Here is a 16,506-nt window from a genome sequence, read left to right on the forward strand (position 1 = left end):
GAAAAGTCAATTTCTTCCGAGAAGATTTTACTGTACTCCAACAGCCTCTTTCACAGCGCCAACCGCAATAGAAAGCCCCTCTAAGTTCTTACCACCGGCCGTAGCGAAATGGGGTTGTCCACCACCACCGCCTTGTATATGCTTAGCGGCCTCCTTCACGATCTTACCGGCATGCAAGCCCTCTTTCACCAAATCATCGCTCAACATCAGCATAAGGGTACACTTGCTGTCGTCGATGATACCGGCCACGAACACAAAGCTATCGGTTGTTTCCGCCTTGACCTGGAATGCTACATTCTTCATAGCGTCCGCATTGGCCTTACCGATGAATTGCATAACCTTGATACCATTGCTCTCCGAAGCTTTCGCCACGATCTCCTCTTTCAGGCGCATAGACTTCTCGCGGATATAATCCTCGATTTGCTTCTTCATCTCGGCGTTCTCCTCGATAGACTTCTTCATCGCTTGCGCCAAGTTAGGCATATTGTTCATCAAGGAACGCAACTCACGGATCAGATCTTGCTGAGCGTAGACGAATCGCTCGGCCCCCTCGGCTGTAACCGCCTCTATACGACGAACTCCTGCGGCGATAGAGCTTTCTCCTATCACGTGCAGAGAACCGATCACACCCGTTGCCGGAACATGCGTGCCACCACATAGTTCCACGGAACTTCCGTATTTCACGACACGTACCTCATCGCCATACTTCTCCCCAAACAAAGCCATAGCGCCTAACGCTTTTGCCTCGGCGATCGGCATATTGCGGTGTTCTTCCAACGGGAAGTTCGCACGGATTTTCTCTCCAACCAACATTTCTACCTTACGGATTTCCTCGTCCGTCACTTTCTGGAAATGAGAAAAGTCGAAACGAAGAGAGTCCGGAGAAACATAGGAACCCTTCTGCTCCACATGCGTACCTAATACCTCGCGCAATGCCTCATGCAAAAGGTGCGTAGCGGAGTGATTACATTCGCACTGAACGCGTTTTTTCTCATTGATCTTCGCGGTGAAAGTAACCGTCACGTCTTTCGGAAGCTTTGCCACCAAATGAACCGGCAAATTATTCTCACGTTTCGTATCGATCACGTCAATTCGCTCATCATCGGCGATCAGCCAACCCGTGTCGCCAACCTGTCCACCCATTTCCGCATAGAACGGGGTTTGATCCAGAACGATCTGGTACAATACCTTATTCTTTTGCTTGATCTGGCGATAACGCAAGATCTCCGCCTCGCATTCGAACAAATCATACCCCACGAACTTACATTCACCCTCTTTCAGCGTGATCCAGTCGCCTGTCTCGATAGCGGCGGCGTTGCGGGCACGCTCTTTCTGCTTCTGCATGGCCTTATCGAACTCCTCGATATCGGCTTCCATGCCATTCTCTCGAAGGATCAGCTCCGTCAAGTCCAACGGGAATCCATAAGTATCATATAAGGTAAAAGCATCCACGCCATTCAAGACCGTCTTGCCGGCGGCCTTCGTTTCTTCCATTTTCTTATCCAGCAAACGGATACCGGTTTCCAAGGTACGAAGGAAAGACTCCTCCTCTTCCTTGATAACCTTCTCAATCAAGGTCTTCTGGGCGATCAGTTCCGGGTAAGCATCCCCCATCGTCTCGATCAATACGGGCAAAAGCTTATACATAAACGCTTCCTTGCGATCCAAGAACGTATAGCCATAACGAACGGCCCGACGCAAGATACGGCGGATCACATAGCCGGCCTTAGCGTTGGAAGGCAACTGTCCGTCCGTGATAGCGAAAGCGATCGTACGGATATGGTCGGCGATCACGCGCATCGCGATATCCTGCTGTTTATCCGTACCGTAAGTCGTACCCGCCATATCAGCGATTACCTTGATAATCGGTTGGAATACGTCCGTATCATAATTAGAGGTCTTACCTTGCAACGCCATACACAAACGCTCAAATCCCATACCGGTATCGATTACCTTCGCCGGCAACGATTCCAAAGAACCATCGGCCTTACGGTTGAATTGCATGAATACGAGATTCCAGATCTCAATCACCTGCGGATGGTCTTTATTTACCATATCAGCGCCGCTGATCGCCGCACGCTCCTCGTCCGAACGAAGGTCTATATGGATCTCGGAACAAGGTCCACAAGGGCCTGTATCGCCCATTTCCCAGAAATTATCATGTTTGTTTCCGTTCAGGATGTGATCTTTCGGCAAATATTGTTCCCAATAGCCGGCAGCCTCGTTATCGCGATCTAAGCCTTCAGCGGGGCTTCCCTCGAATACGGTGGCGTATAAACGCTCCGGGTTCAGTTTCAACACCTCCACCAAGTACTCCCACGCCCAACCGATCGCCTCTTTCTTGAAGTAATCGCCAAACGACCAGTTACCGAGCATCTCAAACATTGTATGGTGATAGGTATCGTGCCCTACCTCCTCTAAATCGTTATGCTTACCGCTTACACGAAGACATTTCTGAGAGTCCGCGACACGAGGATACTTACGGGGCACGTTGCCCAAGATAATATCTTTAAACTGATTCATTCCCGCGTTCGTAAACATCAACGTGGGGTCTCCCTTCACCACCATAGGAGCGGAAGGCACGATCTGGTGTTCCTTGGAAGCGAAGAATTGCTTGAAGGATTCACGGATTTCTTTTGCTGTCAACATAATCTATTTAGTTCTCGTTAATATTCTGAAAAACAATTTGCAAAAGTACTGCAAATTATTATTTTTGCGTGCATTCTCGTAACAAAAAATGTAGATGAAACTCTTTAAAAGTCGCAAAACATACTATTTATACAACCCGAATACCCTCAATTATGAGCGTGTATACCCTTCCAGCAAAGACCGGCTGTTCACCGTCCTCCGTCATTTAAGCACGGGGATAGCGTTCGGCGTAGCCACTTTTTTCGTCATGATGCATTTGGTGGACTCACCGATGGAATCTCAGTTACGGAAGGAGAACCGCTTGCTGCAAACTCAATACGAGGTGCTTTCCCTCCGCTTGAACAACGCATTGGATGTATTGGATGATATCCAGCAACGCGACGAGAACTTGTATCGGGCGATCTTCCAGGCCGAGTCTATTCCCGAATCCGTCCGGAAGGCTGGTTTCGGGGGGACAAACCGCTACGAGCATTTGATGAGCCTGTCTAATCCGGAGCTCGTGGTCTCTACCACCCAGAAGATGGATATGCTGCGCAAGCAATTATATATCCAGTCTAACTCCTTGGAGGAATTGATATCGTTAGGAAAGAATCAAGAAGAGAGAAGCAAGTGTATCCCGGCGATCCAGCCGATTTCCAATAAGGATTTACGCCGTACCGCTTCCGGCTATGGCGTGCGTATCGACCCTATCTACCGTACGCCCCGTTTCCATTCCGGAATGGACTTCTCGGCTAAAGTGGGAACGGAGATTTACGCGACAGGCAATGGCGTGGTCACTTTCGCCGCCTGGAAGCAAGGATACGGCAATTGCCTGGTCATTGATCACGGTTATGGTTACCAGACCTTATACGGCCATATGAGTAAGTTCAAGAAACGTGTCGGGCAAAAAGTAACCCGCGGAGAGGTGATTGGCGAAGTAGGAAATACCGGTAAATCGACAGGCCCTCACCTACATTATGAGGTAATCGTACGAGGAAAGCATGATAATCCGTCTAAATATTATTACATGGATCTCTCTCCCGAGGAATACGACCGTATGATCCAGATCGCCGAGAACCATGGACAGGTTATGGATTAAACATCATTTGCGATATGAGCCTAAAAAAGAACAAAGATCTCAAACTCTATTTCTCTATCAGCGAGGTAGCGCAGATGTTCGACGTGAACGAATCTACCCTTCGCTTTTGGGAAAAGGAATTTGATATCATCAACCCAAGGAAGACGAGCAAAGGTACCCGTTTTTATAAGCAGGAAGATATAGATGCCGTACGCCTCATCTACCATCTGGTAAAAGAAAGAGGAATGACTCTGGCCGGCGCACGGCAAAAACTCAAGGATAATAAAGAGACAACGATCCGGCAAGAAGAGATCGTAAACCGCCTGAAACAGATCAAGGAAGAACTGCTGGCGATAAAAGACGCATTCGACGCTTTTGCCCCGAAAGTGTGATCATTCTGTTGATAAAACCAGAACAAAACCGTACCTTCGTCCCCAATTAAATAAAACATAAGTAAATAAAATACAAGACATGGAAATTACAGGAAGAATCATTCAAGTCCTACCGGAAGTAGGCGGTATCAGCAAAGCCGGAAACGAATGGAAAAAACAAGAGTACGTATTAGAGACACACGATCAATATCCAAAGAAAGTATGTTTCCAGATCTTCGGTGCCGACCGTATCGCACAAGCGGCTATCCAGCCGGGTGAGGAACTTACCGTATCTTTTGACATTGACAGCCGCGAGTATCAAGGCCGCTGGTTCACCAGTATTAACGCATGGAAAGTAGAACGTCCGATGGCAGCCGCTCCTCAAGCCGCTCCGATGGGAGTAACCCCGGATAATTTCGCTCCGGCTTCCGCCCCCACGGCTCCCGCCTCGTCCGCTCCCGATTTCGGCCCGGCCAACCCTATTGACGATTTGCCTTTCTAAGACCAATGGATATCGTATTATTAATTGGCGGATTACTACTTATCTTAGCCGGGGCCAACGCCTTGACAGATGGTGCCGCTTCGGTGGCCAAACGCTTCAATATCTCTAACTTAGTAATCGGGTTAACTATTGTGGCGTTTGGAACTTCCGCACCGGAATTAACAGTCAGTGTCGTATCCGCCTTGAAAGGAAGCTCGGATATAGCGATTGGTAATGTAGTAGGAAGTAATATATTCAACGCCCTGATGATTGTCGGCTGTACAGCCGCTATCGTACCGATCAGCGTCACGAAAGGTACGTTAAGCAAAGAGATCCCTCTTTGCGTGCTTGCCTCAATTGTATTGTTTATTTGCGCGAACGATGTCTTGATCAATGGCGCGTCGCAAAACAGTATCAGTAGCAGCGACGGAATGTTACTAATATGTTTCTTCGCCATTTTTCTCGGTTACACTTTCGCTATCGCACATAATGGAGAGGAAAACGGGGAGAGCGCAATTAAAACAATACCTATCTGGAAAGCGAGTTTATTCATCATCGGCGGGTTGGCCGGCTTGATTTACGGCGGGCAATTTTTCGTGGATGGAGCTTCCGGTATCGCCCGCGGGCTGGGTGTCAGCGAATCCGTTATCGGTTTGACTTTAGTGGCCGGAGGAACCTCTCTTCCAGAATTAGCGACTTCCGTTGTGGCCGCGTTAAAAAAGAACCCGGAAATGGCAATTGGAAACGTAATCGGTTCCAACCTCTTCAACATATTCTTCGTATTAGGTTGCAGCGCTACAATCACTCCAATGAACATACAAGGCATTACCAACCTGGATCTGGGCGTAATGATCGGTTCATGTGTATTGCTTTATATCTTCGGACTTTTCTTTAAGAAACGGACGATCACGAGACCGGAAGGAATCGCGTTGATAGTTTGCTATATCGCTTATACGGCATATTTGGTTAGCTGACAGTTGACAAATGACAGGTATTTGAGCACCGTCATTTGTCAACCGTCAATCATTCAGTCGGCTACTCTGCCGACTGACTTAATATTCTGTATCTTCGACAAAGTCACGCACATTTTCTGGATATCTTCCACGTCGTGCACTTTCATTTTTATCTTGCCTTCGAACACGCCATCTTTCGCCTCGATCAACAAACGCATGATGTTTACGTTGAAATCCTCGGAAATCGTTTTCGTGATCGTATTTAACACGCCTATCGAGTCTATGCCTTTTACCTCTAGCGTAGCCTCGAAAGAAGCGTTCATATGGCTGCTCCAGACCGTATTCAAGATACGTTCGCCAAAACTACTTTTCAAGCGCATGGCGATCGGGCAAGAACGTTTATGAACCACCACGTTGCCATCATCGTTGATAAAACCTAAAGAGTCATCTCCCGGAATCGGCTTACAACATTCGGCGATCACATAATTACGCTCGAAAGCCTCCTCTTTCAATAAATAAGGCTTTTTCTTATCATACTTAGGTTTCTCTTTCTGGGTCTCATCCTCAGATCGTTTCGTTTTCTTGGAAGCTACACCCAACGCCTGTTTCACGTACTTGAACAAGAGGTTGTCCGTTTTCTCCTTCAACAGCTTCTTCAAATTCTCAGGTAAAACCACATCCCCTTTCTCCACCGCATAGAAGAATTCCTCACGCTTGGAAAAACCAAAATACATGCCCAGTTTGTCCAGATTAGACGTACTCGCCTCTAGCTCCGAGCGTTTGAAGGCATCGAGCACCTTTATCTCTCCATACTTGGCAACCTCCTTACGGACACGTTTTAATACGGCGTCAATTTTCGCACGAGCCTTAGCGGTAGTCACAAAGTTTAACCACTCCGGTTGCGGTTCCTGGGAACGGGAAGTCAATACCTCCACCTGGTCTCCACTAGACAAAGGATGGCTCAGTGGCACCAAACGATGGTTTACCTTAGCGCCAATACACTTATTACCGATATCGGAGTGAAGCGCATAGGCGAAATCCAAGGCGGTGGCCCCTTGAGGCAATGTCTTTATATCTCCCTTCGGGGTGAAAACAAATATCTCGGAAGTAAATAAATTCAGCTTGATCGTATCCAAGAAATCCAACGCGTTCGGATCCGGGCTTTCCAATATCTCGGTGATGGTCTGTATCCACTTATCCAACTCCGTATCCTCCTCCACGTTAGACTCCTTATATTTCCAATGGGCGGCAAAACCTTTCTCGGCGATATCATCCATACGGCGGCTACGGATCTGGATCTCTACCCATTGTCCGTCCGGCCCCATAACAGTCAGGTGAAGCGCTTGATACCCGTTCGCCTTCGGACGGCTCACCCAATCGCGGATACGGTCGGGACGAATACGATAAATATCCGTAATGACCGAGTAAATATCCCAACACTGGTTTTTCTCGTCCACGCCGGGAAGCGGGTCGAAAATGATACGGACCGCATAGATATCATAAATATCCTCGAAAGCGACTCCTTTGCTTTCCATCTTATTCCAAATGGAGTAGACCGATTTCACACGGGCACGCATCTCGTATTGAAGCCCCATCGATTTCAGCTTCTCATCTACAGGAGCGGCAAAGCGTTCGAATAATTTGTTACGGCTATCTTCCGTCGCTTTCAATTTCGCGCTGATAAAATCGTATTCCTGCGGATGCTCATATTTAAAGCTCAAATCCTCCAGTTCTGTCTTGATCGAGAAAAGGCCCAGACGATGCGCTAAGGGGGCATATAAATAAAGAGTCTCCCCGGCGATCTTGAATTGCTTGGCGGGAAGCATAGAGCCCAAGGTTCTCATATTATGAAGGCGATCCGCGATCTTGATCAAGATCACACGGATATCATCACTCATGGTCAACAGCAATTTCCGGAAATTCTCGGCTTGCGCCGAAGCCTGTTTCCCGAAAATACCTCCGGATATCTTCGTCAAGCCATCCACGATCTGGGCGATCTTATCCCCGAACATATCCCGGATATCCTCCACCGTATATTCGGTATCTTCCACGACATCATGCAATAATGCGGAGCAAATAGAGGTAGATCCCAGCCCCATCTCCCGGCACACGATACGGGCCACGGCGATAGGATGCATTATATAAGGTTCACCCGAACGCCGTTTCACTCCGGCGTGCGCTTGGTTGGCAAAATTAAAAGCTTTCGTGATTCGTTCGACTTTACGCCGGTGGTTTGATTTCAAATAATCGTTCAACAACGCATTGAACCCATCCTGTATCATTTGTTCATCCGCGGAGAGAGCGGACGCAACCTCACCTGTTTCCTTTATATCTTTTGTGTCCTTTGTATCATCCATGGTTTACACCTCCCAATTATTGTCCTGTATAGCCACAAATATATACAAATATTTGGAAGAAAAACCAGCCCAAAGAAAAAATAAAGCCTCATTTGGAAAGAGATATGTAAAATTCCCCTCAAATATGGATCCCGTATTCGTGCTTGACCTCGTCCATGACAAAAGAACTCATCAACGACCCCAAGCTATCGATCGTACCCAGCACATTCAAGATGAACTCTTGGTAGTATTTCATATTAGGGGCATGTATCTTCAATAAATAGTCATATCCACCGGATATATTATAGCATTCCGTCACCTCTGGAATATCTTGGATGATCCGGGTGAACTCTGCCGCTATATCCCGATTTAACCGCCTTAATTTCACGCTACAGAATACGACAAAGCCTTGATTTAGTTTCTCCGCATCGAGCACCGCTATATATTTCTTGATATAACCATTCGATTCTAATCGCCTAAGCCGCTCAAATACAGGTGTTGGAGATAAATTCACTTGAGCGGCCAGCTCTTTTGTCGTCAACCGGGAGTTGTTTTGTAGTATTCGAAGTATCCGCAAGTCTGTCTTATCCAAAGTGTCCATAGATAAAAATTCTTTTAAAGCGCGGTTTTCATTCACCGCTCAGTTGTCAAATTCCAAGAAACAGGTCAAAAATAGAATTATATTCTGTATTTTAAAAATATATTGTTTGATATTTCTAATAGATATACTTTTGTTGGAAAATAAATCAAGAAACAAGAACAAGAAAAGTATACCAGCATGGAAAGAAAAAAATTGCATTTCGAGACTTTACAGCTTCATGTAGGCCAAGAACAAGCGGACCCTACGACAGATGCCCGGGCGGTACCTATCTACCAGACCACTTCCTACGTATTCCGTAACTCGGCTCACGCCGCCGCCCGTTTCGGATTACAAGACCCGGGGAATATCTACGGAAGATTATCCAACCCTACACAAAGTGTCTTCGAAGAACGTATCGCCGCTTTAGAAGGGGGTACGGCAGCCCTAGCCGTAGCTTCCGGCGCCGCCGCTATCACCTATGCCTTCGAGAATATCACGCAGGCTGGCGACCATATCGTCGCAGCCAAGACAATCTATGGAGGTAGCTATAACCTTCTGGCTCATACGTTACCGGCGTATGGCGTAACCACTACATTCGTCGATCCGGGCGATCTGTCAAACTTTGAGAACGCGATCCAAGAAAACACAAAGGCCGTGTTCATCGAGACTCTCGGCAACCCGAACTCTAATATTATCGATATAGAGGCGGTATCGGAAATCGCCCATAAGCATGGTATTCCTTTAATTATCGACAATACCTTCGGTACTCCTTACTTGATCCGTCCGATCGAACACGGGGCAGACATCGTGGTTCACTCTGCCACGAAATTTATCGGTGGGCATGGAACCTCGCTAGGGGGTGTTATCATTGACTCTGGCAAATTCGACTGGGTAGCTTCGGGCAAGTTTCCTCAGCTAACAGAACCAGCCCCAAGTTATCATGGTATCCGTTTTACGGATGTCGCCGGCGCAGCCGCTTATGCGGTTCGTATCCGGGCGGTTTTATTGCGGGACACCGGAGCGGTAATCAGCCCGTTCAACGCTTTCATCTTATTGCAAGGGCTGGAGACTCTTTCCTTGCGTATAGAACGTCATGTAGAGAACGCTCTCAAGGTCGTGGAGTTCCTAAAGAATCATCCCAAGGTAGAGAAGGTCAATCATCCATCCCTCGCTGATCATCCCGATCATGGGTTATACCTGCGATATTTCCCCAATGGTGCCGGCTCGATCTTTACATTCGATATCAAGGGAGGACAAGAGAACGCGCAACGTTTCATAGATAACCTAGAGATATTCTCCTTGCTGGCGAATGTAGCCGACGTGAAATCCTTGGTCATCCATCCGGCCAGTACGACCCATTCCCAGTTAAACGAGAAAGAACTAGCCGAACAGGAAATCCATCCGGGTACCGTGCGCCTATCTATCGGTACGGAACATATCGATGATCTGATAGCTGATTTGGAGCAGGCCTTTGCCACCGTCTAAAGGCTATTCAAGAGAAAGGCGGTTCCTGCCCAAACAGAAACCGCCTCTTTGTCAACATCACATCGAGCCAAGGTTACGCTCACTGATTCTCAGCCAAATAGATATCCGTAAATGTCACAGCGCCGGTTAATCGGTTATTGTTGTTGGTTACATTCAGCAACGTGACATATTTGCGATACTGATCAGCGGTCAACGCTTCTTTCATCAGCTTCAAATTGCCATACACAGCTTTTTGCAATCGTTCTTCCTGACGCTTCAGGTCTTTGCTTAAGCTCTTTCTTTGCTCTTCCACGAAATAATCATTAATGTTAAGTACTTCCTCCATCTGATAAGGAGCCAATCCTAAATATGAACTCAATCGGCTAAACTCTACCACAAACGGTTCTCTGTTTCCATATTCATTCGTACATTGCGCTTTCGCAAGATTCACCGCAACGCCCATTCCTAAAACTACTACTGCCATAATTAACTTTCTCATAATACCTAAAATTTACCTGTTACAAAAACCATTCACAAAACAAACACCTTTTTAGAGAAGATAGCCTAAACAACTTTTTGCCTCAGACTAATCCTTTTTTACAAACCTATTAACCTATCTAATGTGTATGATGAAACTCAGAGTAACATTAATGTATCGGCTAATACCTTATTAATATATCTCTTTGTTTATATCACAAAGATGAGGAATTATCAAATAGGTAGTTACTGTTTTTTGATGAAAAGGAAAAAATGGGGATTAAACACGAAAACAAAAAAAATACCGGTTCGGAGAGAACCGGTTTTCCTATCTAATTATCTTTCCTGACTCACTATCCAGGATTTAAACTCGGATGCTTTATTTTTACTAATATATATACGCTCAGGCACTTCTATATCTAAAGTCACAAGTAAACGGCTATCAAACCAAATCGTTATATCCTTCACGCTATCACGAGAAATAATGAATTGTTTATTCGCACGGATAAAATCCGTAGGACTTAAGGAAGAAATTATTTGCTCCAATGTTTTTGCGTATGGGTACGAATTACCTGTCTTTAAATAAACATACGTACTCTTATCAGCCGTATAGAAACAAGACACTTCTTTCAAGCTAATAGGCAGCAATTTATCCTTAACCGGAACCAATAGTTTATCCTTGTATTTAGGTGTAGCAGACAATTGCGTTAATTGAGATAAATAACGCATGATATCCTGACGATTCCATCGACTAAACTTATCCAACGCCCGCTTTAATTCTTCCGGTTTAATCGGTTTCAGTATATAGTCTATACTGTTTACCTTGAACGCGTCGATCGCATATTGGTCGTATGCCGTAGTGAAGATGATCGGTACCTCCACCTCTATCTGGTCGAAAATAGCGAATGCGGAACCGTCCGACAAATGAATATCCATAAATATCAGATCCGGCCTCGGATTGGCTTGCAACCAGCGTACCGTCTGCCGTACACTCTCCGTATTCCCCATGATCTCTATCTCAGGATCTATATGCACCAACATATCCGCTAGATTCTCATAAGCGGCGGTCTCGTCTTCTACGATCAGTATTCTCATATAGCATTATTTTAGCGGTAGATATACCCGAAACTTATTCTCGTCCGACTCTACCCGTATTTGTTTATTCATTAATAGCAAGAAACGATTCTCCAGATTTTTAAGACCGGTTCCGTTCGTATCCGGCAGGGTCAACTTCGGGTAGACCGGATTGGATACAACCAGTTCCATTCGCTCGTTCAGACGGATCAAGATATCCATCCGGTGCTCACTGTCTATGATGTTGTGTACCGTCACGTTCTCTACCAGCGGAAGCAAAGAGAGTACGGGAATCCGTAGGCTCCGCTTATCCTCGGGAACCTCGATCGTAAATGTCAGCTTATTGGCGAAACGGACTTCCATCACATGCCGAAAAGCTTCGATAAACGCGAGCTCCTCCGACAGAGGGACTAGATTCTTCTTGTCGCTCTGAAGAATATAACGGAATATATCCGACAACTTCGTGACATATAGCAACGTATTCTCATCGTTCTTCTTCCGGATCAAGGAGGAAATCCCATTCAAGGAGTTGAAAAAGAAATGCGGATTTATCTGGTTCACCAAAGCGTCGCAACGGCTTTGCAAATTCTCTATACGCAAATTCTCGATCAATTGCTCTTTCACCCGCTGATCGTGATACAGCATCTGTATATAACCGATCAGGGTACACAGCAAAGCCAACACGATAAACTGGAAGATGACGATGCTTAGGAAACGATCGTAATTCACCGTCAAGTACGAGATCAATTTATAAACGACAAAACCGCCGAAAGCGAACGAGACATTCCAGAGCAGTCTCTCGAAGAAAGAGACACAATTCTCATGCCGTAAGTTGCTTTTCAGCAAAAGCCAAATCAACCCCCAAAAGAAAAGGAAACGAAACAGGAAAAACAAGAGGAACGATTGGTGGCTGTCAGGAGCCAGATAGCTCATGTCGCAAAAAATCCACGCCAAGTTCGGGTAAGCGACAAACACCGCGCAAACCAAGCCGACCAACCAAGGCTTATCCTTGATCACAGATAATTTCTCATCCAATGAAACCATACAATTGTATCTTTTTATGTAGGCAAAGGAATAAAAAAACTTTCACATCCTTTTCCCCTACACGAAGAAAGCGAAAAAAAAGCGTTAAAGACGAATATCCACAGATGATCAGCCTACAGGGATCTTCAGCACTTGGCCCGGACGTATATCCGGACTCGACAGCCCATTCGCTTTTTGCAATGCCGCCGTAGTAATCCCCGGATATTTCTTAGAGATGGAATATAAAGAATCTCCCGACCGCACCTTATAAGATACGAATCCTTTCTGGTTTGCGTCTACAGGCTTGGCAGACGATTTGGAGGCCTTTCGGGTCGCAGATGATTTCGATGTTGCCGAGGCGAAAGCCACGCCTCCATTATCCACATACAACTTCAACCGTTTTCCCCTAGCCACCCGGTTGGAACGCAGCCCGTTCCACTTACGGATATCTTTCGCCGTCACTCCATAGCGATTAGCGATCGTATAAAGGTTTTCTCCACTCAATACCACGTGAGTGATTCTTTCCCGGGTAGCCCCTTTAGGTAAAGAGCCATCAGACTTATTCGCCGGGATACAATTCGCCAGTAGTTCCTCGATCCGGTGCGTATAGACTGTATCCTCCTTATCGATAAAAGCATAGGTCTCTGCCGCCGGCAGTTTCAAGACCGAAGGCCGGGTGTTACCCGGAATGATATCCCTTTTATATTGTGGATTCAACGCACGTAACGTCTCGATATCCACATGCAATAGATCCGACACCTGCTGCAAATGCAAGGCATTGTTTACCATGACCGTATCCGTAGCCAGCGGCAAGCTGGTTTGCATCGGGCAAAGATTGTGCTCGCAAGAATAGTTCATGATGTAATTGGCGGCGATAAACAAGGGCACGTACGAGCGAGTCTCTCTTGGCAAATAGGGGAAGATTTCCCAAAAGTCGGTCTTGCCTCCCGATCGGCGTATCGCCTTATTCACATTGCCCGGCCCGCAATTATAAGATGCCAGTACCAAGTTCCAATCTCCATAAATGGCATACATGTCCTTGAAATACTTACAGGCGGCCTCGGTCGCTTTCAGCGGGTCCCGGCGCTCGTCTATCAAGCTGTTTATCTCCAAACCATAGCTCTTGCCGGTAGGAAGCATGAATTGCCACAGACCGCAAGCGCCCACACGGGAGAGGGCTACCGGGTTCAAGGCACTTTCCACCACGGCGAGATATTTCAATTCCAACGGTAAGCCATGCCCATCCAAAACCTGCTCGATTATCGGGAAGTAGAAATCTGCCATCCCTAGCATATAGCGTACCAAATTCCGTTTGCGCTCGGCGTACAGGTCGATACAGTCACGCACTACATTATTATAAGGCAAAGCGATCACACTGGGGAGCCTGGACAGGCGGTCGATATAGACCGAATCCGGAAAATAGACATTCTCATCGTCGTCATGGCAAAAGTCCTCTCTCTTTGAGAAATATTGCACATGCCAGGTATGGAGCAAACTATCCACGTCCGCGTCTAAGCTTTCCGGAATCAGCCCGACCTCAGACTCCAGCGAGCTTAAGGTATCTTTCTCCTCTATCCGGGCCTCTTCCTGCGCATAGCCCAATGAGGCCAAACATGTCAAACAAAACAAGGTAAGCAGGTATCTTTTCATGTGATATCAGAATTTTAGACTGCAATTCAATCCGTAAGTACGAGGCGTGACACTCGTCTTCGGAGTCACAACCGGTTCCAGACGCATGGATAAATCCGGTGATATATCAAAATCGAACAACTGGGCATCCACGTAGGCATCCACGATACTCAACGCATACACCCCGACCGTAATAATTATACTTAAGTCTCTATACCGGCGAAAATAATCTTTCTGTCTTTTCAGCCGGTCCTTGAAATTGGAATCATTGATCGCCGTCTCCTTGTCCATGCTGGTCAATATCTGCCAGCTATTACTCCAAGCCTCCGGATTATCCGGGTTCACCGCGGCATCATACATGATATCCTTATAGGCCGTCGAATAATCCTTATAGTTCTTATTATTCCAAGTCACGGCATACATACATCCCATCAAGCCACCGTAAACGATCGGCAATTTCCAATATTTCCGGTTATAAATCTGCCCCATACCCGGAACCAAGGCAAACAAGACCGCTTTCGTAGGATTCGGCTTAAAGGCCAGTTTCATTTTCACCTCCGGTACACCCACCGAATCGGCCGCCACCAAGACAGCTTGTACGGTAGAATCCGGGGTTGCCACCTCCACGGAATCGGAAACGATAGCAGGAACGGCTTTCACCGCCTTATCCTCCTGTGCGCTACCAATACCGGCACAGCACACGAACCCGATCAAAAGGAGTATGATTCGATTTCTCATTTCAATTTATCCAGTAACCCGATCAATTGCTCCAGTTCCTCCTCCGTCGCGAAAGGAATCGTTATTTTACCTTTTCCATTCTCGTTGCAAGTTAACTGTACTTTCGTATTGAAGTAACGAGACAAATGATCTTTCAGCAATTTAAACTCTTCCGGCAACGCCGGCTTACGATCCGCTTTTTTCTTCTCCGGCAATTCCGGCTGTATTCCTTCGGCTATATTACGCACCATTTCCTCCACGTTACGAACGGAGAGCCCTTGGGCCAATATCTGCTCGTATAAAGCCAACTGAACCTCCGGATCATCTACCGGGATCAGTGCACGGGCATGCCCCATATCGATTTTCTTATCCTTCAGCCCCACTTGTATCTCTGCGGGGAGTTTCAATAAGCGAAGGTAATTAGCGATCGTAGCGCGCTTCTTTCCAACCCTCTCGCTCAGCCCCTCTTGGGTCAGGCCATAGTTATCGATTAGTTTCTGGTAAGCCAACGCGATCTCGATAGAGTTCAAGTCTTCACGCTGGATATTCTCTATCAAGGCCATCTCCACCACGTTCTCATCCGCAGCAGTCTTGATATAAGCCGGTATCCTTTCCAAGCCGGCCTTAAGAGACGCACGATAACGGCGTTCGCCGGAGATGATCATATATTGCTCGGGGCCGATCTCCTTCAATGTAATCGGCTGGATCACGCCTAATGAACGGATAGAGGTAGCCAACTCCTCCAAGGTATCTTCCTCAAAGACAGAACGAGGTTGCTCCGGATTAGGCTGGATCTTGCTCAACTCGATCTCACTAATCGATGAAGAGCCTCCCGTCTTCAGGTCGTCCATCGTAATTAACGCGTCTAATCCACGGCCTAGCGCCGCTCTTTTCAATGCTGCCATAATCCTTTATTTTTTTCAACAATTTCCTGCGCCAATTGCATATGGTTGATAGATCCCTTCGAATCCGCATCGTACAACAGGACAGGTTTACCGTAACTGGAAGCCTCGCTCAACTTCACGTTTCGTTGGATCACGGTAGTAAATACCAAATCACGGAACGGACGTTTCACTTCCTCATAAATCTGGTTCGCCAAACGCAGGCGCGAATCGTACATGGTCAAGAGGAATCCCTCTATCTCCAACGCCGGGTTCAGTTTTGATTTGATAATCTTGATCGTATTCAACAGCTTGCTGATACCTTCTAAGGCGAAATACTCGCATTGCACCGGGATGATCACCGAATCGGCGGCTGTCAAGGCATTCACGGTTATCAGCCCCAAAGAAGGAGAGCAATCGATCAGGATAAAGTCGTACATTCCTTTCAGCGGTGTCAATATCTGCTTCAAGATCCGTTCGCGATTCTCCAAATTCAGCATCTCTATCTCCGCTCCCACCAAATCGATATGAGAGGGGATGATATCCAATCCTTCCACTTCTGTCTGTGTGATAGCGCCACTCGCGTCTTCGCCATTCACCAGGCATTCATAGATAGAAAGTTCTACATTACGTATATCCACACCCAGACCGGATGAGGCATTCGCCTGCGGATCAGCGTCGACAACCAGCACCTTTTTCTCAAGCGCAGCCAACGACGCAGCCAGATTAATCGTGGTGGTTGTCTTCCCGACTCCACCCTTCTGATTTGCTAAAGCGATAATCTTTCCCATATCATACTTATTAATTCGGGGGC

15 protein-coding genes are annotated in these 16,506 nt (G+C 46.7%); 5 read left to right on the forward strand and 10 right to left on the reverse strand.

Annotated elements, in window-relative coordinates:
* Positions 1-27: 27 nt before the first annotated feature.
* Positions 28-2,649, reverse strand: a complete 2,622-nt coding sequence (gene alaS, locus Q0110_RS04730) for an alanine--tRNA ligase (protein ID WP_297903338.1) — start codon at positions 2,647-2,649, stop codon at positions 28-30.
* Between the two features lie 94 nt (positions 2,650-2,743).
* On the opposite strand from alaS, the gene Q0110_RS04735 reads away from it, so the two are divergent.
* The 4 genes from Q0110_RS04735 to Q0110_RS04750 all read left to right on the forward strand — a co-directional run bounded on the left by Q0110_RS04735 (position 2,744) and on the right by Q0110_RS04750 (position 5,532).
* Positions 2,744-3,727, forward strand: a complete 984-nt coding sequence (locus Q0110_RS04735) for a M23 family metallopeptidase (RefSeq protein ID WP_297903341.1) — start codon at positions 2,744-2,746, stop codon at positions 3,725-3,727.
* 14 nt (positions 3,728-3,741) lie between these two features.
* Complete coding sequence (locus Q0110_RS04740; RefSeq protein WP_297903344.1) at positions 3,742-4,098, forward strand: MerR family transcriptional regulator; 357 nt, start codon at positions 3,742-3,744, stop codon at positions 4,096-4,098.
* A 79-nt stretch (positions 4,099-4,177) separates the two neighbouring features.
* On the forward strand, positions 4,178-4,579 hold the full coding sequence (locus tag Q0110_RS04745) for a DUF3127 domain-containing protein (protein ID WP_297903347.1): 402 nt from the start codon (positions 4,178-4,180) through the stop codon (positions 4,577-4,579).
* A gap of 5 nt (positions 4,580-4,584) precedes the next feature.
* Positions 4,585-5,532: a calcium/sodium antiporter gene (locus tag Q0110_RS04750; RefSeq protein ID WP_297903350.1), complete on the forward strand. Its 948-nt coding sequence runs from the start codon at positions 4,585-4,587 to the stop codon at positions 5,530-5,532.
* Positions 5,533-5,585: 53 nt separating this feature from the next.
* On the opposite strand, the gene Q0110_RS04755 is transcribed toward Q0110_RS04750, so the two are convergent.
* Together Q0110_RS04755 and Q0110_RS04760 are read right to left on the reverse strand one after the other, a co-directional pair.
* A complete protein-coding gene (locus tag Q0110_RS04755; RefSeq protein ID WP_297903353.1) occupies positions 5,586-7,868 on the reverse strand; it encodes a RelA/SpoT family protein in 2,283 nt (760 codons plus the stop codon).
* Positions 7,869-7,986: 118 nt separating this feature from the next.
* Positions 7,987-8,448, reverse strand: coding sequence for an Lrp/AsnC family transcriptional regulator (locus Q0110_RS04760; RefSeq protein WP_297903356.1), 462 nt, complete (start codon positions 8,446-8,448; stop codon positions 7,987-7,989).
* 177 nt (positions 8,449-8,625) lie between these two features.
* Here Q0110_RS04760 and Q0110_RS04765 point away from each other — a divergent pair, with 177 nt between their 5' ends.
* Entirely contained in the window at positions 8,626-9,912 is a 1,287-nt protein-coding gene (locus Q0110_RS04765) for an O-acetylhomoserine aminocarboxypropyltransferase/cysteine synthase family protein (RefSeq protein ID WP_297903359.1), read from the forward strand.
* A 79-nt stretch (positions 9,913-9,991) separates the two neighbouring features.
* Here Q0110_RS04765 and Q0110_RS04770 read toward each other — a convergent pair whose 3' ends face one another.
* From Q0110_RS04770 to Q0110_RS04800, 7 genes are all read right to left on the reverse strand, one after another.
* Positions 9,992-10,390, reverse strand: coding sequence for a hypothetical protein (locus tag Q0110_RS04770; protein WP_297903362.1), 399 nt, complete (start codon positions 10,388-10,390; stop codon positions 9,992-9,994).
* A 314-nt stretch (positions 10,391-10,704) separates the two neighbouring features.
* On the reverse strand, positions 10,705-11,463 hold the full coding sequence (locus Q0110_RS04775) for a LytTR family DNA-binding domain-containing protein (RefSeq protein WP_297903365.1): 759 nt from the start codon (positions 11,461-11,463) through the stop codon (positions 10,705-10,707).
* Positions 11,464-11,469: 6 nt separating this feature from the next.
* Positions 11,470-12,486: a histidine kinase gene (locus Q0110_RS04780; protein ID WP_297903368.1), complete on the reverse strand. Its 1,017-nt coding sequence runs from the start codon at positions 12,484-12,486 to the stop codon at positions 11,470-11,472.
* Between the two features lie 108 nt (positions 12,487-12,594).
* Entirely contained in the window at positions 12,595-14,115 is a 1,521-nt protein-coding gene (locus tag Q0110_RS04785; RefSeq protein WP_297903371.1) for a lytic transglycosylase domain-containing protein, read from the reverse strand.
* Between the two features lie 6 nt (positions 14,116-14,121).
* Positions 14,122-14,832, reverse strand: coding sequence for a DUF5683 domain-containing protein (locus Q0110_RS04790; RefSeq protein WP_297903374.1), 711 nt, complete (start codon positions 14,830-14,832; stop codon positions 14,122-14,124).
* Positions 14,829-15,716, reverse strand: a complete 888-nt coding sequence (locus Q0110_RS04795) for a ParB/RepB/Spo0J family partition protein (RefSeq protein ID WP_297903377.1) — start codon at positions 15,714-15,716, stop codon at positions 14,829-14,831. The genes Q0110_RS04790 and Q0110_RS04795 overlap by 4 nt, the downstream gene beginning before the upstream one ends.
* Positions 15,704-16,483: an AAA family ATPase gene (locus Q0110_RS04800; RefSeq protein ID WP_297903378.1), complete on the reverse strand. Its 780-nt coding sequence runs from the start codon at positions 16,481-16,483 to the stop codon at positions 15,704-15,706. Before Q0110_RS04800 ends, Q0110_RS04795 begins: the two co-directional genes overlap by 13 nt.
* Between the last annotated feature and the right edge of the window lie 23 nt (positions 16,484-16,506).

Origin of the sequence: uncultured Parabacteroides sp. (assembly GCF_947855115.1) — a bacterium.
Lineage (GTDB): Bacteria > Bacteroidota > Bacteroidia > Bacteroidales > Tannerellaceae > Parabacteroides.